This is a genomic window from Nocardia aurantiaca (assembly GCF_009708175.1).
GTDB lineage: Bacteria > Actinomycetota > Actinomycetes > Mycobacteriales > Mycobacteriaceae > Nocardia > Nocardia aurantiaca.
The window spans coordinates 249,951-273,932 of sequence record NZ_WMBB01000004.1 but is presented as its reverse complement, the minus strand read 5'-3'; the positions used below and the strand labels follow the sequence as shown (position 1 = coordinate 273,932).

Below are 23,982 nucleotides of genomic sequence, written 5' to 3'. Positions count from 1 at the left end.
GATTATGCGCCCTGACCCCTGGAACAACCACGTTCCGAATTACGGTTAGTCATGACGGAAGGGAGTGCTGTCATGCAACACGTGGATGCGGGGATCGAAACCGCTGATGTCGTCATCGTCGGATCGGGCTTCGGTGGTCTCGCTGCCGCGAAGCAGCTGAACAAGTCGGGGGTCCGGTACGTCCTGATCTCGGGTACGCCCGAGCACCTCTTCCAGCCACTCCTCTATCAGGTAGCGACGGGTGTGCTGGCCTCGGACGAGATCGCACCGCCCATCAAGAACATCCTGCGTAACCACAAGAACGGCGAGACCCGCCTGGGCAAGGTCACCGCGGTCGACGCCGCCAACGCGGTGCTCACCTATGAGACACCCGAGGGGCCGCGTCGGATCCGGTACGGCAAGCTCATCGCCGCCACCGGCGCCAGCCAATCGTATTTCGGCCGCGACGATTTCGCGGACAAGACGTTCTCGCTCAAGACCATCGACGACGCCCGCAACCTGCGCGCGCAGATCGAGCGTGTCTTCGAGCAAGCCAAGGACGCTGACCCGGAGACCCGCCGCCGGTTGTTGAGCTTCGTGGTGGTCGGCGCCGGCGCGACCGGGGTCGAGGTCGCGGGTCAGCTGAAGGAACTCGCGAAAAGGTACTACCGCCAGGAGGACACGGTCACCCTGGTGGAGGGTGCGGGCGTTGTGCTGCCGCCCTTCGGCGGTGGCCTGTCGGAGTACGCCAAGGAGTCGCTGGAGCGCAGCGGTGTCGACGTTCTGGTCGACACCTTCGTGACCGATATCGAGGACGGCAAGGTCACCGTCAAGAGCAAGGACGGCGTGGAGCGCCGCATTGCCGCCGAGACCGTGGTGTGGTCGGCGGGCGTGCAGGCCGGCGGCTTCGCCCAGGTGCTGGCCGACGCCACCGGCTGCGAAACCGACCGCGCCGGACGCCTGCTCATCAACCCCGACTGCACCGTCGGCGGCCACGCCGACATCTTCGCCATCGGCGACATGACCTTCCTCAACGGCTACCCGGGTCAGTCGCCGGTAGCTATGCAGGAGGGCCGCCACGTCGCCGACATCATTCGCGGCAAGAAGCCCGCGGCTACGCCGTTCAGGTACTGGGACAAGGGCTCGATGGCGGTGATCAGCCGCTTCAGCGCGGTCACCAAGCTGAATGACAAGGTGAAGTTCACCGGTTTCGTCGCCTGGGTGGCGTGGCTAGCGGTGCACATCTACTACCTGGTCGGCTTCCGCAACCGCTTGGCCGCGGTGCTGTCGTGGCTGGTGGCCTTCATCGGCAGCGGCCGCCCGGGCTTCAACGAGGTCGAAAAGGCCCCTCTGGCAACGACTCGGGAGAAGGCGCGGATAGCGGCCTGACCCGCTGCGCGCCGCTGACCAGGCGTTGGTTCCGGGAAAGAGACCGGTCATGACATTCCTGCGCGACACCGGTGACAGCGTGGTCTCGCTGCCGCTGATCCCGGTCGTGCCGCGCAGGTTCGCTCGGGAGAATGCCTGATCCGCGATGGGCGTGACCATTCCGCACAACGCTCCGGCTCGAACGCGCTTCGGGCCGGAGCGCTTCGGCGCGTCACCAGTTCATCGCCTCCGGTGAAAAGTCATTGACCTGAGCTGAGATTCAGCTTTCACGATGGGGAGGCGAACCGGGTGGCGCTCAACTCCGGTTGTGTCTGGCGCGAATTCGGCGATTCCGCGTTGCTCTTCCGGAACTGACCCAATGTCGTTGCGGAAGCCGACCCCGCGATGCAAGGCCCGACAGCGGTGGCGTAGTCTGGCCTCTTCCGCGTTGCAGACCGCTCGTGGGCCCGGATCCGGGCCCGCCGCAACGTCTTCCGACGCCGCCGGTACCCGGCCGGGATACGAGCATTTGTCCTGGTAGAGAACGGTGCGAGGCGGTCGGATGAATTCCAGGTGCGGTCTGCGTCGCGTTCACCGGACTGGCATCGACAGGTAATCCGGCGGTCGCTCCAGCGCAGTCTGGGACTGGCTTGATCAAGGCTATGACCACCATGGCAGCGTCGAATTCCAGCCTGCTGGCAGCCGCGTCGAAGCCCGCCCCGGAAGCGCCCCGCACCACCGGACGGTCCCAGTACTCCCTGGTCGTCTCCTCCGATGCCGAGCACCGCGAGGCCGCGCAGCGGCTGCGGTACCAGGTGTTCGCCAATGAGCCGGGATTCACCATCCCCGACAATGGAACCGGCCTGGACGCCGACCGTTTCGACGAGCACTGCGATCACCTGCTGGTGCGCGACGAGCTCACCGAGCAGTTCGTCGGCTGCTACCGCATGCTGCCCCCGGACAAGACGATCGCCGCCGGCGGCTACTACACCGCCACCGAATTCGACTTGGCCGCACTGGATCCGGTCGGACACCGGATCGTCGAGATGGGCCGTGCCTGCGTGGTGCCCGATCACCGCAACGGCTCGGTGCTGACCCTGATGTGGGCCGGCATCCTGCACTACATCCAGCTCACCGGATACGACTGGGTGATGGGCTGCGTCTCGGTGCCGATGCGGATGACGCCCGAGGACGAGCCCGGCGTGAACGTGCGCGGTGTGCGCGACATGCTGCTGCGCAAGCATGCGCTGGAGACCGAACGCCATGTGCGCCCGTACAACCCGGTCATGGTGGACGGCCGCACCCTCGACGAGCTGGACGCCCCGGCCCGCCCCAAGCTGCCGCCGCTGCTGACCGGATACCTGCGTCTGGGCGCGCAGATCTGCGGCGAGCCCGCCCACGACCCGGACTTCGCAGTGGCCGACTTCGTCGTACTGCTCGGTCTGGAGACCATCAACACCCGCTACCTGGAGCGCCTGCAGGGCGCGGCCAACAGCCTGGATGCCCGGTGATGCCCCATGATGCCCGCACTGCTCTCCCCCGACACCGGTTCGCTCTCGTGCCCGCCGGCCGAGGCGTCGGCGCACGCCTGGATGCCCCACAGCCCCTGCGGCACTTCGTGTGTCGACTCGCTCGCTGAGGCGGGCACGCTCCGGGTGGCGGCGCGGGTCCTCGGCATCGCCGGGGTCCTGCTGAGCTTCCCGGTCGCGCACGTCGCCACCCCGCGCCGCCGCCGCGCCGGACTGCAGCGCCGCTACGCGCGAGCCCTGCTGGCCTGCTGCGGGATTCGCGTCCGCATCATCGACAACCGCGCCCCCGAGGATCGGGTCGAGGGCGGCATCCTGAATGTGGCGCGCCACGTCGGCTGGACCGACATCGTGGCCCTCACCGTCGTCGAGCCGATGGGTTTCGTGGCCCGCGCCGACCTGGTCGAGTGGCCGATGCTCGGCGATGTCGCCAAGCGCGTCCGCGTCATTCCCATCGAGCGCGAACGCCTGCGCCAGCTACCGTCGGTCATCGAGACCATGGCCGCCCGCCTCGCCGCCGGTGACCGAGTCGCCTTCTTCCCCGAGGGCACCACCTGGTGCGGCCGCGCCCGCGGCACTCTTCGGCCCGCGCTGTTCCAGGCCGCCATCGTCGCCGACACCCCGGTGCAGCCCATCCGCCTGCGCTATCTGGATCGGACGGGCGAACTGTCCACGATCCCCGGTTTCGTCGGCATCGACTCCCTGGCCGACTCGTTCCGCCGCGTCCTACGTTCCAAGGGCGTCGTCGCCGAGGTCACCCTGCAACCCCAGTTGCTCCCCGGCGCCGACCGCCACGACCTGGCCCGCCGCTGCGAGCAGGCGCTGGAGGGCGATACCGTCACCCGTGCCTTCAGCGACGTCATCCACGGCACCGAGCACCTCGAGGCCATCGGCACCGGCGCGGTCCGCCGGGCAGCCGTGCAGCGGGTCGCCACGGACTGATCAGGAATCGAGAAGCGCTGGTCAGCAGCGCGACCGTAGCGTTGCTGACATGACTTTCATCGAGAACATCACCCTTGACGTCGCGGACACCGAAGCCGCGGCCGAGTTCTACCGCACCGCGTTCGGCCTGGACTCGCAGCTGCGGTTTCGGGCCACACAGGAGCCCACGACCGGCTTCCGGGGCTACACGCTGTCGCTGACCGTGGCGCAGCCCGCCGATGCCGACGCCTACCTCGACGCGGCGCTGGCCGCCGGGGCGACCTCGCTGAAGGCGGCGGCCAAGTCGATGTGGGGTTACGGCGGCGTCGTGCAGGCTCCGGACGGCGCGATCTGGAAGGTCGCGACCTCCTCGAAGAAGAACACCGGTCCGGCGGTCAAGCGTTTCGACTCCATGGTGCTGCTGCTGGGCGTGTCGAATATCGCTGCGAGCAAGCGCTTCTACGTCGATCACGGCCTGCCGGTCTCGAAGAGCTTCGGCCCGATGTACGTCGAGTTCGATACCGGCTCCGGTCCCATCAAGCTGGCGCTCTACAAGCGGCGCGCCCTGGCCAAGGACGCGGGCGTGTCCTCCGACGGGACCGGTTCCCATCGCCTGATCATCGGCGGCGGCGCGGCCTTCACCGATCCGGACGGGTTCGCCTGGGAGGCCGCGCCGCAGCCCGCTGCCCGATGACCCGTCCGGCAGTCGTATCGGCGGGTGAATTAGGGGATTTTCGCGCGGTGGGGTGCATTCGGTTAGGGGTTTGGTCAAACGTCCAGTCTCTAAAGTGCTTGAATCGGCATAGTTTTCGCGATGCGAGGTGACTTGCCGGTAACGCGGGACGCGATCCAGCCGACGGGGAGGCAATCGAACAACAACGGCTGGAAGCGAATTGACAATGTCGGCAAGGACATTCCCGGTCGCGGTGGTAGTCGCCGCCGCAGTTGCTGTATGGGCGCCATCGGCCGTCGCAGACCCCACCCCGACGACCCCCGCGCCGGGCATCGGTCTCGGTGTCGACGTCGGCATCGGTGATGGCGGCGTCAAAGTGGGCATCGATGCGCAAGGCGGGGGCGGCGGCAATGCCGGTGCGTCCACTCAGCCGAGCCCCGGCGCGACGCCGGGCGGGAACGCCGGTGGTGGTGTGCAGGTCGGTGGCGGTGTGCAGACCGGTGGAAATGCCGGTGGCGGTGTGCAAGTCGGTGGCGGTGTGCAGACCGGTGGAAATGCCGGTGGCGGTGTGCAAGTCGGCGGGGATGCGCAGGGCGGTGGGAACACCGGTGGTGGCGTCCAGGTCGGTGGCGGTGTGCAGACCGGTGGGAACGCCGGTGGTGGTGTGCAGGTCGGTGGTGGTGTGCAGACCGGTGGGAACGCCGGTGGTGGTGTGCAGGACGGTGGGGATGCGCAGGGTGGCGGGAATGTCGGTGGTGGTGTGCAGGTCGGCGGGGATACGCAGGGTGGCGGGAACGTCGGTGGTGGCGTCCAGGTCGGTGGTGGTGTGCAGACCGGTGGGAACGCCGGTGGTGGTGTGCAGGTCGGTGGGGATACGCAGGGTGGCGGGAACGTCGGTGGTGGCGTCCAGGTCGGCGGGGGTGTGCAGACCGGTGGGAACGTCGGTGGTGGCGTGCAGGTGGGAGGTGGCGTGCAGGCCGGTGGGAACGCGGGTGGTGGCGTCCAGGTCGGCGGGAACACGAGTATCGGAGGCGACGCGCTGGGCGGTATCGACCTGGTGACCGCCGGAGCCGCCGCGGCCGGAGCGGACACCGCGCAGGGCATGGCCATTCCGGTGGGCGCGACCACCGGCATCGTGGGCGGTCCCGCGGTCACCGACCAGATCCCGCCGGGCGGATACGTGATCCCCAAGGGCGCGCCCGAGACCGGCGCGGGCGGCATGGCCGCCCAGGTGAGCGCGCAATGACCACCGCGGGCCGAAACATCATGAGGGCGCCTCGAATTCGCTGGCCACTGTTCGGTGCTCTCGCCGCCGCGGCGGCGATCACCCTGTCCTTGGTGGCGGGCTGCTCCTCGTCGGCAGCCACCCATCCGGCGACGAGCACGACCACCGCGGCGGCCCAGGCCAGCGGTGTGAAGACGGCGGCGGCGATCAGCCGGTCGACTCCGGTGTCGTTCAACATCGCCTCGATCAAGGCCCAGGGTTCGCTGATCTCGGTGGGGCTCAATGCCGATGGCTCGGTCCAGGTTCCCGCCGACTACCAGCAGGCAGGCTGGTACCAGCAGGGCCGGGCGCCGGGTGAGCAAGGCTCGGCGGTCATCCTCGGCCACGTCGACTCCTACAAGGGCATGGGTGTGTTCTTCTACCTCAAGAAGGTCAAGCCCGGCGACATGATCGACGTGACCCGCGCGGACGGCAAGACCGCGCACTTCAAGGTCACCGATGTCCGCATGTACCTCAAGTCCCAGTTCCCGGACCAGCTCGTCTTCGGTGCGCGCGGCGGCGCGACGCTGCAGGTGGTCACGTGTGGCGGCCAGTTCGACCAGGCCACCAAGAGCTACGAGTCCAACGTGGTCGTCTTCTCCTCCCTCGACTCGGTGACCTAGGCACTCCCGATCTCGGCGGGCATCCGCCGCAGCGGCCCGGTCTCCCGACCGGGCCGCTGCGGCGTTCGCGCCGAGCGCCACAGGGCCCGGCGGCCGTGTCCCGGGCCGGTGGCGAGCGGTGCACCATATCGGACATGGCAAGACCTTGATCATCTCAACCGACCTCCGGGCGCAACCCTTCCGCGAGGGCTGTGCCCCCTTCGCGCAGTCCTCGCGGTGGGTCCCCGACCTGTCATCGGCGGGGAGACTGTAGGGCTCCGAACCTCCATAGCATCGCGGAATATGCAGGGCCGCAATGCAATTACTCAGCCAATCCGGCGGATCGTGTCCGATGAGGCGGTGATGAGCCAATCTGAACATGCTCAGTTCGTGAGGGTAAAGCCGCCGGACGCACGCTGTGCAGAGTGCCCTCTGGTCGGTGGCGGGCGGGGGATCGACGGGATCCACTCTCCCGCTTTGGTTTTCGTGGTATCCAGGCTCGCATTCACCCAAACCGTGGCGCTCGTTCAAGGGTATCCTGCTGGCCGTGAATGCTGGCTATTCTGCATCGGGGGAAATCGAGGCTGATGACCAATTACTGGCCCCCAATCTCGCGGATTTTCTTCGAACCCACCGAACGGCTCGGCGGCCGGACTATCCTCGTGGCCTCAGCCGACCGGCGCTTGCCGCCGCGTGTGACGTCTCTGCGAGTTACATAGCCCAGATCGAGCAACGGGAGAAGACCTCTCCCAGTCCCGAAGTGGTGGACGCGATTGCGCGTGCGCTGCGGCTGACGCCGGCCGAGCGGCAGCACATGCACAATCTCGCGGCTCCGAAGACCTCTGGCCCGCGCACCCATTCCCCGCTGTCGGTGGCCGAGATGCGTGAACTGATCACCGAGGACCTGCGTGCCGCCGCCGACGATCTGACCCCGCATCTGTCGGGCTATGTCGATGAGCGATGGAATGTGTTATGGGCCAACCAGATCTACGAAGCCGCTTATCCGCGGCTTTTGGAAGTGGTGAACATCCTGGTGTGGTTCTTTCTGGTCCCCGAGTCACGCGACGTGATGATGGAGTGGGAGGACGAAGCCCGGCTGACGGTGAATTGGTTCCGTTGGCATATGGGCAGGTACCAGAACCCGCAATGGGCGCTGGATCTGCTCCGGCAGCTCAGTTCGTGCGAGGCGTTCAGAACCATGTATCTCGCCGAGCGCGTCGACTTCGATCGTCACCAACCATTGATGCACCTACGCGATCCGGATACGCGAGAGCCGTACAGCGTGCGGGTCCGGATCACCGACATTCCCGGCGTGGATACGCCTTTTCAGTGGTTCATCGGTATCAAGCTGCCGTTCAGCGGGCCGCCGAGCTTGCCAGCCCAGTGAGAAACCCACCGATTGCCTCATTGACGAGGTCCGGGGCCGTCCAGTTCGCCGCGTGACCGGCCCCGGGAATTGTCACGACCGGGTCGGCGTTCGCCAGCTTGGCCGCCAAAGCCGCGGACTTCTCCGCTGTGCTCGACGCGTCGAGTTCACCACGCAGAACCAGTGCAGGGCAAATGATCTCGTCCAGCCGATCCAGCAGTGACTCCCGCTCGATCAAACAGGCGGCCGCCTGCCTGATCGAGGGCCGGTCACTGGCCGCCCATTTCGCCCGCCACGGTGCCTGGTCGGCCGCGGTGCCGCCGATCAGCTGCGGTGCCAATCCGTCCGCCAGTAATTCCAACGGCACTTCGGGATTGGTCCAGGAGTCGAAAAGTTCGTGGTACGCGGCCTTTTCGTCATCATTCGAAGCGTCGGCCTCGGTGTCGAGCAGGATCAGCGCGTCAACCCGCTCTGGAGCCAACAATGCGGTCCGCAGGATGGCGTAGCCACCCTGCGACATTCCGCCAAGGATCGCACTCTCCACCCCGGCCGCGTCCATCACCGCCAGCAGATCACGTGCCGAATCCCAGTAGCTGAACGGACGATCCGGCTCGGTGACGGTGCCACCGTGCCCGCGAGCATCCCAGCACAGCACCCGAAAACCTCTCGCCTCCAGATATTCCACCTGCGGTGCGAACATCGACAGATCCATGAAGAACCCATGACTCAACACCACGGCAGGACGCCCTTGGTCACCGGAGGAGGTGTAGAACGTGCGGGCACCATCGGTATCGACGTACGGCATTGCCGTAGCCTAGCGGTGCTCTCGTCCACCTGTCCCGCCTCGGGCACACTCTGTTCAGAGGTTCCTTCTGGTCCGACAGAGTGTCAAAACAACTCCGGCGCAGGTCAAATCAGAAGTACCAGGGGTAGGGTTTCCAGTCGGGTAGGCGTTTCTCGAGGAAGGCGTCGCGGCCCTCGACGGCTTCGTCGGTCATGTAGGCCAGGCGCGTTGCCTCTCCGGCGAAAAGCTGCTGACCGACCAGTCCGTCGTCGGTGAGGTTGAAGGCGTATTTCAGCATTCGAATGGCCTGTGGCGACTTGCCGAGAATGTCGGCGGTCCACTCGAGCGCGACATCCTCGAGCTGCTTGTGGTCCACGACGGCGTTGACCGCACCCATCTGGTGCATTTCCTCGGCGGTGTAGGGCCGTCCGAGGAAGAAGATCTCGCGAGCGAACTTCTGCCCCACCATTTTCGCCAGGTAGGCGCTGCCGTAGCCGGCGTCGAAGCTGCCCACATCGGCGTCGGTCTGCTTGAACCGGGCGTGCTCGCGTGAGGCCAGGGTGAGGTCGCAGGTGACGTGCAGGCTGTGGCCGCCGCCCGCGGCCCAGCCGTTGACCAGGGCGATGACCACCTTGGGCATGAAGCGGATGAGCCGCTGCACCTCGAGGATGTGCAGTCGGCCGGCGCGGGCCGCGTCGATGGTGTCGGCGGTGTCGCCGGAGGCGTATTGGTAGCCGCTGCGTCCGCGGATGCGCTGGTCGCCGCCGGAGCAGAAGGCCCAGCCGCCGTCCTTGGGGCTGGGGCCGTTCCCGGTGAGCAGGACCGCGCCGACGTCGGCGCTCATGCGGGCGTGGTCGAGGGCGCGGTAGAGCTCGTCGACGGTGTGCGGCCGGAAAGCGTTGCGTACCTCTGGGCGATCGAAGGCGATCCGTACCGTGCCCTGCTCGACGTGCCGGTGGTACGTGATGTCGGTGAGGTTCTCGAATCCCGGGACGGGCCGCCACAAATCTGGATTGAAGGTCACCTTGGCCACCCTAGTAACGCTCGCACTTCGAGACGGGGTCGGCCTCTCGCCTTGTCGGCAAGTGTGAGTCGGAACATGCTGGAGCAGAGCATATTTCGAATACGCATTCCGCCTCCGGCCGGGCGGGATCCATCGCGAAGCGCGGCTGCCCGATCGGACTCTAGCTGTAGTCGGGCTGGATCCAATGAGGGTGTTCGGCGGTCAGATGCGCGTCGACCGCCGACTCGACCAGCTCTCTCCAACGTGGATTGTCGGAAGTTGTGATCTCATCGTGAAACCACTGGCAACCGGCAGTCGGGCATCTGAATCGATATGTGCCGAAATCATCGATTCGACCTCCGATGCTGATGCGTCCTCGGCGGCTCTCTCTGCGGTCGCTGTGTTTCGCGAACTCTGAAAGTTGCTCTCCCACTCGATTATTCGATCACACGTCCACTCGCCGACCACACTTACAAACCGACCGGTATGTAATCTTGTGACGTGACGCACTCTCCAGGGGCGTCGATCCGGCTGGAGACGGATCGGGCCATCGGGGGCGACCTGCGACGTCACGTCGGTTGCCGGACCCCGCCAGAAGGATGCGTTGTTTCACCTTGTGGTCCACGGGATTTCACAACGGCACGTTCGAGTTGCGCAATGAAGGGGGCTTGCCCGTAAGATCCCTCCGGGCCGGCCTGTAACCCCCAAACAGTGTTGGCCTACAAGGTGGCGGCCTGTTTCGGCCTTGATGGCTGTCGGTCGCCGATGCTGTCGATGTCGCTGGACCACTCCCCCTTCGTCCGGCGGCATCGCTCACTTACGGGCTTCCTGTCTCCGCTGAATCCGTGGCGTCAAGCCTGTGTGGCCTTCCCGAGGCTTCGGCACAGCCGCTCGATCCGGCCGAGCCCAGCGGCTCCGTCTCGCTGAGCGTCGATTCCACTGGGCTGCATGCCTGTACCGCTCTTTCCGGACTGAGTAAGGCTTGCATGCGGAGCCGGATCGATCAGTAGATCGTTGGCCGACCCGGCCGAGGGCGCGGCAGACGAGACCGGGGTCGCTGCGGCATTCGTGCCGGGTGCCACAGGGCCCGGCGGCGGTATCCCGGGACGGTGGCGAGCAGTGCCCGCGCGATCATCCCTACTCCTCGAACAGGAATGTCCACGTTGGTTCAGGAGATCTTGCGGAGGTCCGGCAGGTCTGTGTGCCGGGTTCCGCTGGCGGCGCGGACGATGGGAGCGAGCAAACGGGGGAGGATGACTTGATCGCAAGGTAGGCGACCTGCTTCCGGGAGCCAGTTGTGCACGAGTCCGACCGACAGGCCGGTGTCGGGGTCGGTCCAGCCGCCTGATCCGGCGAGTCCGATGTGTCCGAAGCCGCGCGGGGCGCCGGGTGTGGGAATGGAGTGGTAGCCGAGTCGCCAGCCCATCGGAAGCAGCAGGTTTCGGTCCGGTAGCCAGGTCTGCACCCGTGAGATCCGCCGCACCCGTGATCGCGGCAGCAGCCTGTCGGTGGCGATGCCGTCATAGACCGCGGCGATGGCGCGCGCGGTGAATACGCCGTTGGCGGCGGGGCTTTCGCCGAGCAGGATGGCCGGATCGGTTCCGGAGGCGACCCGCTCGACTCCGTGGGTGTAGATCGCGCGGATGAACCCGGCACCTGGGGCCGGAATGTGTCTGGCGATCCGCAGAACCCGCGCGGCATCGGGGATACCGAACGGGACCTGCGATCCGTGTGGGACGGCGACGGTGACGTTCGCCGATGGCGGTGGGGTGCCGAGGTGCAAACCGTCGATTTGCAGCGGTTCGGCGAGTTCGGTGCGGTACAGCTCGCCCATGCCCTTGCCGGTCACCGCGCGCGCGATACCGGCGGCGAGCCAGCCGAAGGAGATCGCGTGATAGGCAGGTATTCCGCGCCATCGGTCGGGTGCGGCCGCCGCGATCCGTTCTTCCATCAGGTGGTGATCCACCAGTTCTTCGAGGTTGCGGGCGAGCGGGGCGACATGTGACAGGCCAGCTCGGTGAGTGAGTACGTCGGCCACAGTAATGTTCTTCTTGCTATTGACGCCGAATTCCGGCCAGTATTCCGCGACCGGCGCGTGGTAGTCGATCAGTCCCTGCTCAGCCAATCGGTGCAGCACGGTAGCGGTGATGCCTTTGGACGTCGAATACGACAGAGCAGCGGTGTTGGATTGCCAGGCGACGCCCCGGTCGAGGTCGGCGGAACCGGTCCAGATGTCGACGACGGGACGGCCCTGGTGATAGACGGCGAGCGCACCGCCGCCGCGCCCGGTCGAGAAGAGGCGCGCGAACGCGGTGATCGCGTCGTCGTAGCCCGGTTCCCACGCACCGTGCACGATGGTGTCGGGCAGGCGGGGGTGACCGGGGCGAGAAGAACGCGATTCTGGCATTTGTTTACCTCAGATGTCGCCGTTGCGGTGTGACAGCTTCTGCTCGGCGGCGATGTTGCTGTGGTGAATTCGGTGGTGCGGCTGGATTCATGGGGACTCGCCCGATGTCGCCTGCTCTGTCTCCTCCATGCTCTATCGCATTGGGCATTACCGTGAGGGTCGAATTGCCGCGGGTATACCTATTTCTGCCTCGCCAATGACTTGACCAGTGCGGGTTGCCGAGCCTCAGCGGACGCTGCGACGGGAGATGAGCCCGTTCCCCGCTCGCGGTGGGGAGGGAAACCGTCATCAGGCGTGCGCGCTTCGTCGCAAATACGGACGGGGTGTACACGACCTGCTGGTCGCCATGCCGACATGTGCGGGATCGCGTCGGCCGCCGCCCACAGCTCCGCCATCCGCGGCGATCGGCGCCGTTGATTCGACCATTGAGAGCGGTGTTCCATTGCCGCCGAGTCGGTCGGCGCGTGTCACTTCCAGCGCGTGCGTGGACGGTTCGTTTTCCGGTTTGCGCAATCAGTGCTGGCATACGCCTCCGTATGTCCGTGTAGACGGGCATCCCTGCTACGCCTGAACGCAAGCTCGGATCCAGTTGCCACGCCCGGGCGGTTGTTCACGATTGCCATTTAGTTGCGGCGTGGTGCGATACGCTGGCCATTGTCCGGCAGTGAACGCATGTTTCCGGGGACATGCCGAGGATGGTGTGCGGCTGATGAGCGAAAATGACGCCTTCCGGACAGTCTCTGACGTCTCTGTGCCGGTTGCCGAGGAACTGAGCGCGGTCGGTTTCGACGATGCCGAAGAGGTTGGGCGGGGCGGTTTCGGTGTGGTGTATCGCTGCACCCAGCCCGCGCTGGGCCGGACGGTTGCGGTGAAGATCCTGACCGCCGAGCTGGACGCGGAGAATCGGGCGCGGTTTTTTCGGGAGCAGCGCGCGATGGGCCGACTGACCGGGCATCCCAATATCGTGCCGGTGCTGCAGGCGGGTACTACCGCGAGTGGTCGCCCATTTCTGGTGATGCCTTATTACCCGTCGGGCTCGCTCGATACGCGGATCCGTGAACAGGGTCCGCTGCCCTTGGAGACGGTGTTGTGGATCGGAGTGAAGATCGCCGGAGCGTTGGAGAGCGCGCATCGGTCGGGGATTGTGCATCGGGACGTGAAACCGGGAAACATTCTGCTCACCGATTACGGCGAGCCGGCGTTGACCGATTTCGGCATCGCACGGATCGCTGGGGGGTTCGAGACGGCGACGGGCACCCTGACCGGATCCCCGGCATTCACCGCTCCGGAGGTGCTCGAGGGCGAGATTCCGACCTCGGTTGCGGATGTCTATGGACTGGGCGCCACCCTGTTCTGTGCGCTGACCGGACATGCGGCGTTCGAGCGGCGCAGCGGGGAGAATGTGGTGACCCAGTTCCTGCGGATCACCGCCCAGCCGGTTCCGGACCTGCGAGACAGCGGCATCGCTGCTGACGTGGCGGCGGTGGTGGCGATGGCGATGGGCCGAGATCCCCGCGAGCGGCCTTCGGCGAGTGCATTGGGCGAGGCGATCCGGCGAACGCAGCGCGGGCACGGATTCGCGGTCGACGAGATGGTGCTGCTGGCCGAACCGGCCTCGGCACGCCAGGGTGGGAAGCCGCCGACGAGAGGGTGGCACCCGCCGACGCCGGCGGTGGGTCGTCCGGGCCCCGGTACCCTGCCGCTTGATTTGACCAGCTTCGTCGACCGACGCACTGAGGTGGCGGAGGTGAAGAATCTGCTGGCCGCGTCGCGGCTGGTCACTTTGACCGGCACCGGGGGAGTCGGCAAGACGCGGCTTGCACTGCGGGCGGCGTCGAATGCGCGACGCGATTTCCCCGACGGAGTGTGGTTGGTCGAGTTGGCTGACGTTTCCGATCCTTCGCTGCTGGTGGAGGTCGTGGCGGCCGCCCTCGGCCTGCGCGACGAGTCGGCGCGGCCGTTGCACGAGATCGTGCTCGAGTTCCTGTCCGCGCGGAAGTCGCTGGTGGTCGTAGACAATTGCGAGCAGGTGGTGGCGGGCGTGGCGGAGCTGGTCGAAACGTGGTTGCGGGCGTGTCCGGACCTGCGGCTCCTGGTCACAACTCGCGAACCCTTGAATATCGCGGGCGAAGCGGTGCTGCGGGTTTCGACGCTGAAGGTCCCGGATTCGAGTTGGGAGCCGTCGATGCGCGGGCTGCCCAAATATGATGCGGTCACGTTGTTCGCCGACCGTGCCGCTTTGGCTGTGCCGGGCTTCGAACTCACCGAGGGCAACATTGGCACCGTTGCCCACATTTGCGCTCGCCTGGATGGATTGCCGCTGGCGATCGAACTCGCCGCGGCCCGGATGCGCACGATGTCACCCGAACAGATCCTGGCGCGGCTCACCGATCGGTACGCGCTGTTGACCCGAGCCAGCCGCACCGCGCCGACACGGCAGCAAACGCTGCGGTGGTGCATCGACTGGAGCTACGAGCTGTGCAGCCCGAACGAGCAGCGGCTGTGGGCCCGGTTGTCGGTGTTCGCCGGTGGCTTCGAACTCGATGCCGCGGAGCAGGTGTGCTGTGCCGATCCGAGACAGCACGGCGCACTCGATGTGCTGTCCTCATTGGTGGACAAGTCGATCCTGATCCGGGAGGAATCGGATACCGCCGTGCGGTTCCGAATGCTCGAGACGCTCCGGGACTACGGCTGGCAGAAGCTGCGGGAATCAGGCGAGGACCAGTTGGTGCGGCGTCGGCACCGTGACTGGTACCAGCGTCTGGCCCTCGACGCGGACGCCGGGTGGATCAGCAATCAGCAGCTCGATTGGCTGGCAAGGCTCGAACGCGAGCAGCCCAATTTGCGCGACGCGCTCGAATACAGTCTGGCGGAGGACACCGAGGAGGCTGCCGAAGCCGGACTGCGCACCGCCAGTGCGCTCATGATGTTCTGGACCTTCCGGGGACTCAATGGCGAAGCGCGACGATGGCTCGACCGCGTACTCGCCCATCCGCGCGCCGACTCGATACCCGACCGGGTCAAGGCGCTCAGTGCCGACGTCTTGATGGCCTCGTATCAAGGCGACTTCCAGTCGGCCGACGCCCTCGTGAAGGAAGCACGCGCGCTCGCCGAACAGGATCCCGCCCCCGTGATCCAGGCGCTGGTCGCTCACGCCGACGGCATTCTGGGGTTCTATCTGGGCGATCCCGCTCGCGCTTCTTCCTCCTTGGAACATGCTCTCGAAGGGTTCGCCGCCCATCGCGAAGGACATTGGTACGTTTCGAGTTTGACGGTGCTCGGTTGGACACATGCCCTATACGGCGAAACTCGACGGGCGATGGAGTATTACGAGCAGGTGTTCTCCATCACCGAGGCGTGCGGTGAATGGCTATTCCGGTCGTCCGCGTTATGGGGCATGGCCATTGCGGCATGGTGGCAAGGAGAGCGGCCCAGGGCACAACAACTGCTCGAGGAAACGCTTCGTGTCAACCGGCGGGTGCGCAGTCCTTTTGTCGTGGCAACCGGTCTCGAGGCGATGGCCTGGATTGCCGGCTCGGGCGGAGCCGCCGAGCGCGCGGCCGTTCTGATGGGAGCCGCGGAGGCACTGTGGCGATCTGTGGGCAGCGTCGCGCACGGTGTCGCGGAGCTGGTGCAGTATCACGACGAATGTGATCGAACAACGCGCGCCGCCCTCGGCCCCCGCAGGTTCTCGGCGGCGTTTCGGCGCGGCCAGGAGATGGGGATGGACGCCGCGGTGGCCTACGCACTCGGGGAGCATCCCACTGACACGACGCCCAAGTCGGGTTCGTCCTCGGAGCTGACCAAACGTGAGCGGCAGGTCGCAGACCTTATCGCCCAAGGTCTTACCAACAAGCAGATCGCCGCGAAACTCGTGATCTCGCAACGCACAGCCCAGGGCCACGTCGAGCACATCCTCACCAAACTCGGATTCACCTCCCGAGCGCAGATCGCAGCCTGGATCGTGGAAGACGCCGAGCGAGAAAACCCTTGACCGCCACACCTCTCCGCACGCGGGAGCCACGGGTTCGAATATCCGCAACTCCGCCGGTGCGCGGCCCTCGAACGGCCGCTGTGATCTCCCTGCCATCACCGCGGGGTATGGCGGGAATATCGTCTCGACGGCGGCAGCTATCCTTTACTGGTCATGAAGTCGGCTTTCCCGGGTCCGGTCGGTGCCCAGACGGTCTACCTCGATCACGCGGCCACGACACCCATGTTCCCGGTCGCTGTCGAGGCCATGTGCGCTGCCCTGGGGATGACGGGGAACGCGTCGTCCCTGCACGGGTCGGGGCGGGCCGCGCGGCGGCTGCTCGAGGAGGCTCGGGAGTCGATCGCGGCGGGGCTGGGGGCGCGGCCCTCAGAGGTGATCTTCACCTCGGGCGGGACCGAGAGCGACAATCTCGCCGTCAAGGGGATCTATTGGGCGCGGCATGACGCCGATCCGAAGCGGAACCGGATTCTGGTGAGCTCGGTCGAGCATCACGCGGTGCTGGACACCGTGGATTGGCTCGAGCAGCACGAGGGTGCGCAGATCACGTGGCTGGAATGCGATGCCGACGGCATCGTCTCGCCACGCACGCTGCGCGCCGCGCTGGCCGAGCACGCCGCGGAAACGGCGCTGGTGAGCGTCATGTGGGCCAACAACGAGGTCGGCACCATCGAGCCGATTCGGGAATTGGCCGCGGTGGCACAGGAGTTCGAAGTGCCCATGCACAGCGATGCGGTGCAGGCGGCGGCGCAGCTGCCCATCGACTTCGCCGCCAGCGGCCTGGCAGCGGCCAGTTTCGCCGGGCATAAGGTCGGTGGCCCGCACGGCGCGGGCGTGCTGCTGCTGGGGCGACAGGTGCCGGCGATGCCGCTGCTGCACGGCGGCGGGCACGAGCGGGACTTGCGTTCGGGCACGTCCGACGTGCCGGCGGCGGCCGGCCTGGCCGCAGCGATCCGCGAGACCGTGGCCGGAATGGCCTTGCGCACGGTGGAATTGGAGCGGTTGCGGGATCGGCTCATCGACGGCGTGCGCGCCCTCATGCCCGATGCGGTGCTCAACGGCGCGACCGGGGACCGGCGTATGCCGGGCAACGCCCACTTCACGTTCCCCGGCTGCGAAGGCGATTCGCTGCTCATGCTGCTGGACGCCGCCGGGATCGAATGCTCGACCGGATCCGCGTGCAATGCGGGTGTGGCCGGACCCTCCCATGTACTGCTGGCCATGGGCGTGGAACCGGCGCTGGCGCGCGGATCCCTGCGATTCTCATTGGGACACAATTCGACCGACGCCGATATCGATGCCCTGCTGGCGGTGCTGCCGCAGGTGGTGGAGCGGGCGAAGGCGGCCGGACTGGCCGGAGCGAAGGGAGGCTTCTAGATGCGAGTACTTGCCGCGATGAGTGGTGGCGTGGATTCCGCCGTGGCGGCCGCCCGCGCGGTGGACGCCGGACACGAGGTGGTCGGCGTGCACTTGGCGCTGTCGGCGAACCCGGGCACGCTACGCACCGGGTCGCGCGGCTGCTGCTCGAAGGAGGACGCCGGTGACGCCCGGCGGGCGGCCGATGTGCTCGGAATCCCGTTCTATGTCTGGGATTTCGCCGATCGGTTCAAGGAGGACGTGATCGACGACTTCGTCGCCGCGTACGCCGCCGGTGAGACCCCCAACCCGTGCCTGCGCTGCAACGAGAAGATCAAGTTCTCGGCGCTCGCCGACCGCGCGGTGGCGCTGGGCTTCGACGCCGTGGTGACCGGGCACTACGCTCGCCTCGAGGATGGCGTGCTGCGCCGGGCCGTCGACGCGGACAAGGATCAGTCGTACGTGCTGGCCGTGCTGACCGCCGAACAGCTGTCCCGCGCCATGTTCCCGGTGGGCGACACCCCGAAGCCGCAGATCCGCGCCGAGGCCGCCGAGCGCGGGCTGGCGGTGGCCACCAAACCCGACAGCCACGACATCTGCTTCATCCCCTCCGGTGACACCCAGGCCTTCCTGGGCGCGAAGATCGGCATCCGGCCCGGCGCGGTGCTCGACGCCGACGGCACGAAGCTCGCCGAGCACGAGGGCGTACACGGGTTCACCATCGGGCAGCGCAAGGGTCTGGGCCTGCCCGGTCCGGCCGCCGACGGCAAGCCGCGCTATGTGACCGAGATCGACCCGGACACCGGCACCGTGCACGTGGGCTCGGCCAAGGACCTCGAGGTGTGGACGGTGCTCGCCGATCGCGCCATCTGGACCTCCGGTGAAACCCCGTCCGGCCCGGTGGAATGCGTGGCCCAGGTGCGCGCCCACGGCGGCACCGCCACCGCGGTCGCCGAGGCCGTGGACGGCGGCCTGATGGTGCGCCTGCGCGAACCGCTGACGGGTGTGGCCCGCGGCCAGGCCGTGGTGCTCTATCGCCCCGACGCGGCGGGCGACGAGGTGCTGGGCAGCGGCACCATCTCCGGCACCGAACGCGAACCTCATTCGTACGCAAGCGAACTGGTCTCGGACAGCGCCCGGTGAGCGCCCGTCACTCGCGCAGCGGCGCGAAGTCGTATGTGGCGCCGCAGGTCCGGCCGATCCTCCGCGGCCGGATCGTGTGGCGTAGCGGAATCCCGCAACCGGCGAACCTGCGACCGCGCCGCGCGCCCGGTAAGGCCCGGCTCGGTAAATGGGGTGTCGCGAACCGCACGGGTATCGCCGAGTCGAGCGAGCAACCCGCCCGGACCGATGCCGGCGAATTCCTGCCGGGTGAGGCGCAGCCGGGCCCGGAAGGGCCCCAGGACGCGGCGATGGGACCCTCCGGTGAGCGCGGCGCCGACCACACGGGCCGCAAGCGCGTAGTCGTTCCGGTCGCCCCCTATGCCGAGCGCGGCAGCCGGATCACAACCGGCTCGGGTACGTCCGGCGACGGGACCGAGCGCGCGGGCAAGACCTGGGACTGGTTCGTCAACACGACATGCTGGGACTGGTACGCGAATTCGACCGGCCGGGCCGACCGCGACGATGTCGGCGAGTGACTCGCCCGTCGGCATCGGCCGGACGGGCCGCGCCCCCGGTTGGCCGGGCGCTGGGTGCGGTGGCCGGGATGGGGCTGCTCCGCGCCGCCGCGCGATACGGTCCCGATCCGGCCTGGTCGCTTCGGGAATCCATCGAGGCCCACGGTGCCATCCCCGGCCTGGTTCGTGCGGGCGGGCATCGTGGCGGCGAATTCGGAAGCGGATCGGGATTTTCGGAATCGTGTGGCCGAGTGATTCGGGGTGGCTGGAATGAGTGACGATACGACGATGCCGGTGCTGCGCGGCGGCATCGCGACCGGGGTCGGGTCGTGGCCGGGAACCGATGCGCGGGAAGCCGCTTCGACCGTGGTGGGGGAGCTGGGGCAGCTGTCGCATCTGGTGGAACTGCCCGCCCGGGGCATCGGTGCGGACATGATCGGACGCGTGTCGGGGTTGCTGGTGGACATGCGGTTCGACAGCACCACGCGCGGGTATCGGCTGGCGGCGCGGCCGGGAGCGGTCGCGCGGCGGGCGCACGACCTGCTGCGCACCGATCTGGACGCGCTCGAAGAGGCTTGGGAGACGGGCGGTTTGGCCGGAGCCGGGCATCCGGTGAAGGTGCAGGTGGCCGGGCCGCTGTCGGTGGCGGCCGAGGTGGAGCTGCCGGGCGGGCATCGCATCCTGACCGATTCCGGTGCGCTGCGGGATCTTTCGGAGTCGCTCGCCGAGGGCATCGCGAATCATGTGGCAGAGGTGGGCAAGCGGTTGGGCACCGAGGTCGTGCTCCAGATCGACGAGCCGCACCTGATGGCCGTGTTGAACGGAACGCTGAAGGGGGTGAGCGTGCTGAATACCGTGCGCGCCATGCCCGAACCCGAGGCGCTGCACGTGCTGGACACGGTGACCGGAAGCCAGTCGGTGCCGGTGCTGGTGCACACCTGCGCCGACAAGCCCGCGCTGGGCTTGCTGCGCAAGAGCGCGGCGGCCGGGGTCGGTTTCGACCTGGCCGCCATCGACACCTCCGATCTCGACCACATCGGTGAATTGCTCGACGGCGGAAAGCATCTGGTACTCGGCCTGGTACCGACCACCGCGCCCGCCGCGCCCCTGACCTGGCGCGATATCGCGGAACCCGGTGTGCGTCTGATGGATCGGCTCGGTTTCCCGCGCCGCTTGCTCTCCGAACAGATTGTTGTGGCCCCGGCCTGCGGTCTTGCCGGGGCCCCGCTGTCCTGGGCGCGCCGCGCCCTGAGCCTGGCCGCCGAGACCGCGCGCGCCTATGCCGAGGAGCCGGAGTCGCTCAGCTTCGAGTGACCTTCGACCGCGACCGGTTCCGGTGTGGGCGGCTCACATCCGGGCGAGGATGTCGAGCGCGATGGCGACCGAGGCGGCGTTGCTCTCCTCGTCGGGGAGCTCCAGATCGCCCATCATGGACAGGCTCCAGCTGATGGCCAGCAGTGCCTGCCGGGCGTAGAAGATGGCCATCGGGTCCTGGCTGGGCGCTGCCATCAGATCGGCCAGCACCCGGAACTGGTAGCGCAGGCTGGTCCCGAAGCCGAGATCCCGGAAGGCGGGCTGGTTCTCGTGCCAGAACCGGATCATGTCCTTGCCGAGGCTGTGCAGCAGCGCGCCGTAGCGAATCACGATCTCCCGCGCCCGATCGGGCCCCGCCGGCGTGGCCTCGGCCCACCGCACGATCTCGTCGATGCCTCCGCGCAGATCCTCCGACAGGCTGGCGACAATGTCTTCCTTGGTCCGGAAGTGGTAGTACAGCGCCGCTTTCGTCACGCCCAGGCGTTCGGCGATCTCGCGCAGCGAGGTCTTCTCGTAGCCGCGTTCGGAGAAGAGTTCCATGGCGACGGACCGAATCCGCTCCCGCGTATCACTGCGACGCCCGTCCATCGGGTCCTTCCATTTTGCTTGACGCCCGGCAAGTAAGAGCCTAGCGTCTCCCTCACCGGCAGATACCTAGCCGGTCGGCAAGTTAAATGCGCAGTGGGGAGCAAGACATGACCGAAGCGGCGGCAAAAGTGCCGGTCAACGGCGTGGCTATGACAGCGATCGGGGTCGCCATCATCAGGGCGCGGGAGTCGGAGCGCGAGGATCGTCTCTATGACGACCCGCAGGCGAAGGATTTCGTGGCCGCGGCTCGGGCGGGGTTCGAACCGGAACGCTGGGCGCGCGTCGAAGCGTTGGCGGATCAGTTCTATGACGGCCGCACCATCGGCGTGCGCCTGGTCGACGAGCGATTCCAGGAGGCGGTCGCGGCCGGCTGCCGCCAGATCGTGCTGCTCGGCGCGGGTTTGGACACCCGCGCCTACCGGATGGGCCTCCCCGCCGACCTCCACGTCTATGAGATCGACCTACCGGAACTGTTCGCCTTCAAGGAACCCGTTCTGGCGGCCACCGCCGCCACCTCGACCTGTCACCGGCACGTCGTCACCGCCGACCTGCGCGGCGACTGGCGAAAACCCCTGCTGGAGAGCGGTTTCGACCCGGCTGTCCCAACCTACTGGGTGGACGAGGGCTGCCTCGGCTACCTGAATCAGGACTGGAACCGGCAGGTGGTCGCGACCCTCACCGAATTGTCCGCCCCCGGAAGCCGTTTCGGCGCCGGCCGCATGGTCATCGACCCCGACGCTCCCCGATACCGCGACCTGCGCCGCCTGGTCGCCGGTGACGACGCGCCCGAACCGGCCCCGAACCCGCCGCTGGCGGATTTCGATGTCGAGCAGTGGCTGAACGACATCGGCTGGAACACCGAATTCCGCAGCTGGAACGACATGACCGCCCATCTCGACCGCCCCGCCGGCCGCCTTGATTCCCGCATAGGCAATATCGCAGCGTTCCGCCGCTGACCGGGCCGCGCTCGATCGTGGTTATGTCCGTGTCGCTCGGAACGCATGACGGGCAGGCGGAGCGATTCGGCTGCCAGGCGGTGGCTGTGCGGGGCCGAGCCGGCTGACACCGACGAGATTCGGGCAGGGTGACTGCACGGACTCGCCGGGAGCTGGAGTCCGCGGTCGCGGAATTGATCGCGATTGCGGATTTCATTCGAGAAGCGCGGTAGTAATCCGGCCTACCCTCGGCGAGGCATGGAACCGACAGTGAGGTTCGCTCAGCCCTGATCCTTCCGCCGCTTGGAGCCGAAGTACGGCCGTACGCCGGGATGATCGAGTTGCCACCTGTCCGGTTTGCCCGACGGGTAGGCGACGGGGATCTGGTCGCCGATGGACGGCCACTGGTTCACGTCCCACGCGAACCGCCCGTACACCTCATGCGCCACCACCGAAGGCCCGGAGATGCTGCCGCTGATGGTGACGTACTGTTCGCCGGGCTCGTCGGGGCGCGGGCTCACCCCGGTCACATGCAGCGTGCCCGACTCCAGACCGGCCGGTCGGGCATTCCAGGAGGCCGCGAGCGGATCGCCCGGGAGGGCCCGTGCGCCCCCGCCCTGGCCGCGGCGGCGGTAGTAGACCAGCGCCGCGGCCAGGGCGCCGCCGATCAGCAGGACGAACATGAGCTGCATGAGCATGAGCTCCATGCTAGGCGGAGTGCGGTTCGGGCTCGCTCATCGCGCATTCGACCGGTGCCCGGTGGGTCCGGGGTGGTCAGTGCGCGGTGAGCTCCGAGACCCCCTCATGGCGGCGCAGCTGCCAGACCGTGGTGCGCTTGGACTGGGAGCGGCCGTTGCCGCGGTCGATGAGGGTGCGGTTGGCGGTGGTGAAGACCAATTGCGCGCCCTGGGTATTGGTTTCGGGGTTCTGGAACAGCTGGATCAGGCTGTCGGCGGTCTCCGGGGTGAGAGCGGCGTCGATATCGTCCACGGCCAGCACGCCGCCGGTGTCGAGGGCGTCGAGCATGGGCGGCAGCAGGCGCAGCATGGCCAGCGTGGCGCTGGACTCGTCGGTGATGTCGAAGGCGGTCTCGATGCCCTCGTGGGTCAGGCCCAGTCCGACGCCGCGGCGGGCCACCATGCGGGAGTAGAGCGCGTCACGAGCGGCGTAGAGGTTGGCCAGTTCGCGCTGCAGCAGGGTGACGGTGATGCCGTGCTCGAGGAACATCTCCTCGGCGTAGTTCGCCGAGATCGTGCAGGACTCGATTTCCTTTGTGGTGGAGGCGATATCGGTGTCCACGTCGCGCAGGTAGTCGGCGTACATGGGGTCGTCGGAGGGCAGCAGCAGATCGGTGATGCCGAGGTCGGCGGCGCGCAGCAGGGTCAGCAGCCGCACGGCGTGATCGGTGGAGCGGGAGATGTGCGAGCCGACGCGGTGGGCGACCTCCTGCGGATCCGGCTGTCCGCACTGCACTTCCAGCAGCGACTGGAACCAGCGGTAGGCCGGGACCAGCGGCTCGGCGTACAACTGCCCGGACAGGCTGAGCAGCAGGGCATTCGGGCGCACCAGCGGCACCACTGCGCCGAGTCCGTATCGGGTGGCTTCGAACATCGGCCCGATACGGATGTCGTCGCCCGCGCGCTCGAACACCACACGCTTTCGATTGTGTGGATGCGAGTGCAGCCACTCTGCGGCCACATCGGCATTGTCGAGCCGGAACCCATAGGTGTAGGGGCAGCCCTCGGCGACGAAGTTCGCGACGAATTCCGAAGGGCGATCGGAGAATCCGAGATGCGGTGTGCGGACCGGGCCGGAGTAGGGATCCCATCCGGTGACCGAGTTCAGCACGGCGTCGCGCATGCGATCGAGCGCGTCGATGAGGCCGGTCTTGCCGGTGGCGGCTGCGCCGTAGACGGCGGTGACCGGTGTGGCGACCGGCCCGCTACCCCGGGTCAGCCGCAGTTCCTGCGGTTCGGCGAGCGACCGATGATTCGACACCTGAAAACTACGCAACACCCTGGACATCCTGCCGGTCGCGGTTGGGAAATGCGACTCACCTTATTCGGGCAAATCGATTGAGCGACATTGGGATGGTGGCAGGTCCGGTTACCGGTCGCGTCGGATCGATGACGAACACCGCCTCGTCCACTCGGTATCAGGTGAAGTGATCACCGTCGTCGAGGCTCGGTAGGGCCACGGCCGACGGGTGCTGCGACGCTGCGTATAGCGGCGCGACGTGCGGGAATGGTGATCAAAGCTGTCGGCGGGGCGGGATAGAGTGCCTGG

Annotated in this window: 20 protein-coding genes; 13 read left to right on the top strand and 7 right to left on the bottom strand. The window is 67.3% G+C overall.

Going from position 1 to position 23,982, the window contains the following annotated elements; translation table 11 throughout:
• The first annotated feature begins 72 nt into the window (after window positions 1-72).
• From GLP40_RS10005 to GLP40_RS09990, 4 genes are all read left to right on the top strand, one after another.
• Window positions 73-1,368, top strand: a complete 1,296-nt coding sequence (locus GLP40_RS10005; protein ID WP_154787558.1) for an NAD(P)/FAD-dependent oxidoreductase — start codon at window positions 73-75, stop codon at window positions 1,366-1,368.
• 641 nt (window positions 1,369-2,009) lie between these two features.
• A complete protein-coding gene (locus tag GLP40_RS10000; protein ID WP_154787557.1) occupies window positions 2,010-2,858 on the top strand; it encodes a GNAT family N-acetyltransferase in 849 nt (282 codons plus the stop codon).
• Between the two features lie 6 nt (window positions 2,859-2,864).
• Complete coding sequence (locus tag GLP40_RS09995; RefSeq protein ID WP_230329418.1) at window positions 2,865-3,815, top strand: lysophospholipid acyltransferase family protein; 951 nt, start codon at window positions 2,865-2,867, stop codon at window positions 3,813-3,815.
• 49 nt (window positions 3,816-3,864) lie between these two features.
• Complete coding sequence (locus tag GLP40_RS09990; RefSeq protein WP_154787556.1) at window positions 3,865-4,488, top strand: VOC family protein; 624 nt, start codon at window positions 3,865-3,867, stop codon at window positions 4,486-4,488.
• Here the strand turns inward: GLP40_RS09990 and GLP40_RS09985 are convergent.
• Window positions 4,433-5,710, bottom strand: a complete 1,278-nt coding sequence (locus GLP40_RS09985; RefSeq protein ID WP_154787555.1) for a hypothetical protein — start codon at window positions 5,708-5,710, stop codon at window positions 4,433-4,435. The genes GLP40_RS09990 and GLP40_RS09985 overlap by 56 nt on opposite strands.
• Here GLP40_RS09985 and GLP40_RS09980 point away from each other — a divergent pair.
• Both GLP40_RS09980 and GLP40_RS09975 read left to right on the top strand, forming a co-directional pair.
• Window positions 5,710-6,354 carry a class F sortase gene (locus tag GLP40_RS09980; RefSeq protein ID WP_230329417.1) on the top strand — a complete coding sequence of 215 codons (645 nt, stop codon included), beginning with the start codon at window positions 5,710-5,712 and terminating at the stop codon, window positions 6,352-6,354. The two genes, GLP40_RS09985 and GLP40_RS09980, sit on opposite strands and share 1 nt — an antisense overlap.
• Before the next feature lie 526 nt (window positions 6,355-6,880).
• On the top strand, window positions 6,881-7,720 hold the full coding sequence (locus tag GLP40_RS09975) for a helix-turn-helix domain-containing protein (protein WP_196054602.1): 840 nt from the start codon (window positions 6,881-6,883) through the stop codon (window positions 7,718-7,720).
• Here the strand turns inward: GLP40_RS09975 and GLP40_RS09970 are convergent.
• From GLP40_RS09970 to GLP40_RS09960, 3 genes are all read right to left on the bottom strand, one after another.
• Window positions 7,689-8,504: an alpha/beta fold hydrolase gene (locus GLP40_RS09970; RefSeq protein WP_154787553.1), complete on the bottom strand. Its 816-nt coding sequence runs from the start codon at window positions 8,502-8,504 to the stop codon at window positions 7,689-7,691. The two genes, GLP40_RS09975 and GLP40_RS09970, sit on opposite strands and share 32 nt — an antisense overlap.
• A 109-nt stretch (window positions 8,505-8,613) precedes the next feature.
• On the bottom strand, window positions 8,614-9,507 hold the full coding sequence (locus tag GLP40_RS09965) for a 1,4-dihydroxy-2-naphthoyl-CoA synthase (protein ID WP_328289944.1): 894 nt from the start codon (window positions 9,505-9,507) through the stop codon (window positions 8,614-8,616).
• 1,147 nt (window positions 9,508-10,654) lie between these two features.
• On the bottom strand, window positions 10,655-11,893 hold the full coding sequence (locus GLP40_RS09960) for a serine hydrolase domain-containing protein (RefSeq protein ID WP_154787552.1): 1,239 nt from the start codon (window positions 11,891-11,893) through the stop codon (window positions 10,655-10,657).
• Window positions 11,894-12,482: 589 nt separating this feature from the next.
• Here GLP40_RS09960 and GLP40_RS09955 point away from each other — a divergent pair.
• From GLP40_RS09955 to GLP40_RS09935, 5 genes are all read left to right on the top strand, one after another.
• The gene (locus tag GLP40_RS09955) at window positions 12,483-15,887 is read left to right on the top strand and encodes a protein kinase domain-containing protein (protein WP_407671562.1); all 3,405 of its coding nucleotides are present in this window, start codon (window positions 12,483-12,485) and stop codon (window positions 15,885-15,887) included.
• Window positions 15,888-16,040: 153 nt separating this feature from the next.
• Entirely contained in the window at window positions 16,041-17,261 is a 1,221-nt protein-coding gene (locus GLP40_RS09950) for a cysteine desulfurase family protein (RefSeq protein WP_154787551.1), read from the top strand.
• Window positions 17,262-18,383 (top strand): tRNA 2-thiouridine(34) synthase MnmA, encoded by a 1,122-nt coding sequence (gene mnmA, locus GLP40_RS09945; RefSeq protein WP_154787550.1) that lies wholly within the window; start codon window positions 17,262-17,264, stop codon window positions 18,381-18,383.
• Entirely contained in the window at window positions 18,380-18,880 is a 501-nt protein-coding gene (locus tag GLP40_RS09940) for a hypothetical protein (RefSeq protein WP_154787549.1), read from the top strand. The genes mnmA and GLP40_RS09940 overlap by 4 nt, the downstream gene beginning before the upstream one ends.
• 249 nt (window positions 18,881-19,129) lie before the next feature.
• Complete coding sequence (locus tag GLP40_RS09935; RefSeq protein ID WP_230329415.1) at window positions 19,130-20,173, top strand: methionine synthase; 1,044 nt, start codon at window positions 19,130-19,132, stop codon at window positions 20,171-20,173.
• 33 nt (window positions 20,174-20,206) lie between these two features.
• Here GLP40_RS09935 and GLP40_RS09930 read toward each other — a convergent pair whose 3' ends face one another.
• On the bottom strand, window positions 20,207-20,761 hold the full coding sequence (locus GLP40_RS09930; protein WP_154787548.1) for a TetR/AcrR family transcriptional regulator: 555 nt from the start codon (window positions 20,759-20,761) through the stop codon (window positions 20,207-20,209).
• Between the two features lie 107 nt (window positions 20,762-20,868).
• Here GLP40_RS09930 and GLP40_RS09925 point away from each other — a divergent pair, with 107 nt between their 5' ends.
• On the top strand, window positions 20,869-21,717 hold the full coding sequence (locus GLP40_RS09925; protein ID WP_154787547.1) for an SAM-dependent methyltransferase: 849 nt from the start codon (window positions 20,869-20,871) through the stop codon (window positions 21,715-21,717).
• A 260-nt stretch (window positions 21,718-21,977) separates the two neighbouring features.
• On the opposite strand, the gene GLP40_RS09920 is transcribed toward GLP40_RS09925, so the two are convergent.
• Window positions 21,978-22,394, bottom strand: a complete 417-nt coding sequence (locus tag GLP40_RS09920; protein ID WP_154787546.1) for a hypothetical protein — start codon at window positions 22,392-22,394, stop codon at window positions 21,978-21,980.
• 76 nt (window positions 22,395-22,470) lie between these two features.
• Window positions 22,471-23,712, bottom strand: a complete 1,242-nt coding sequence (locus tag GLP40_RS09915; protein WP_407671561.1) for an AAA family ATPase — start codon at window positions 23,710-23,712, stop codon at window positions 22,471-22,473.
• Window position 23,713: 1 nt separating this feature from the next.
• Here GLP40_RS09915 and GLP40_RS35035 point away from each other — a divergent pair, with 1 nt between their 5' ends.
• On the top strand, window positions 23,714-23,887 hold the full coding sequence (locus GLP40_RS35035) for a type II toxin-antitoxin system YoeB family toxin (RefSeq protein WP_154787778.1): 174 nt from the start codon (window positions 23,714-23,716) through the stop codon (window positions 23,885-23,887).
• Window positions 23,888-23,982 lie beyond the last annotated feature (95 nt).

What these genes read in the sequence shown, in the direction of transcription:
- GLP40_RS09935 (WP_230329415.1), top strand. Translation starts at nt 19,130, where the DNA reads ATGAGTGACGATACGACGATGCCGGTGCTGCGCGGCGGCATCGCGACC.
- GLP40_RS09920 (WP_154787546.1), bottom strand. Translation starts at nt 22,394, where the DNA reads ATGCTCATGCAGCTCATGTTCGTCCTGCTGATCGGCGGCGCCCTGGCC.
- GLP40_RS10000 (WP_154787557.1), top strand. Translation starts at nt 2,010, where the DNA reads ATGACCACCATGGCAGCGTCGAATTCCAGCCTGCTGGCAGCCGCGTCG.
- GLP40_RS09970 (WP_154787553.1), bottom strand. Translation starts at nt 8,504, where the DNA reads ATGCCGTACGTCGATACCGATGGTGCCCGCACGTTCTACACCTCCTCC.
- GLP40_RS09995 (WP_230329418.1), top strand. Translation starts at nt 2,865, where the DNA reads ATGATGCCCGCACTGCTCTCCCCCGACACCGGTTCGCTCTCGTGCCCG.
- mnmA (WP_154787550.1), top strand. Translation starts at nt 17,262, where the DNA reads ATGCGAGTACTTGCCGCGATGAGTGGTGGCGTGGATTCCGCCGTGGCG.
- GLP40_RS09960 (WP_154787552.1), bottom strand. Translation starts at nt 11,893, where the DNA reads ATGCCAGAATCGCGTTCTTCTCGCCCCGGTCACCCCCGCCTGCCCGAC.
- GLP40_RS09990 (WP_154787556.1), top strand. Translation starts at nt 3,865, where the DNA reads ATGACTTTCATCGAGAACATCACCCTTGACGTCGCGGACACCGAAGCC.
- GLP40_RS10005 (WP_154787558.1), top strand. Translation starts at nt 73, where the DNA reads ATGCAACACGTGGATGCGGGGATCGAAACCGCTGATGTCGTCATCGTC.
- GLP40_RS09930 (WP_154787548.1), bottom strand. Translation starts at nt 20,761, where the DNA reads ATGGACGGGCGTCGCAGTGATACGCGGGAGCGGATTCGGTCCGTCGCC.
- GLP40_RS09925 (WP_154787547.1), top strand. Translation starts at nt 20,869, where the DNA reads ATGACCGAAGCGGCGGCAAAAGTGCCGGTCAACGGCGTGGCTATGACA.
- GLP40_RS09950 (WP_154787551.1), top strand. Translation starts at nt 16,041, where the DNA reads ATGAAGTCGGCTTTCCCGGGTCCGGTCGGTGCCCAGACGGTCTACCTC.
- GLP40_RS09980 (WP_230329417.1), top strand. Translation starts at nt 5,710, where the DNA reads ATGACCACCGCGGGCCGAAACATCATGAGGGCGCCTCGAATTCGCTGG.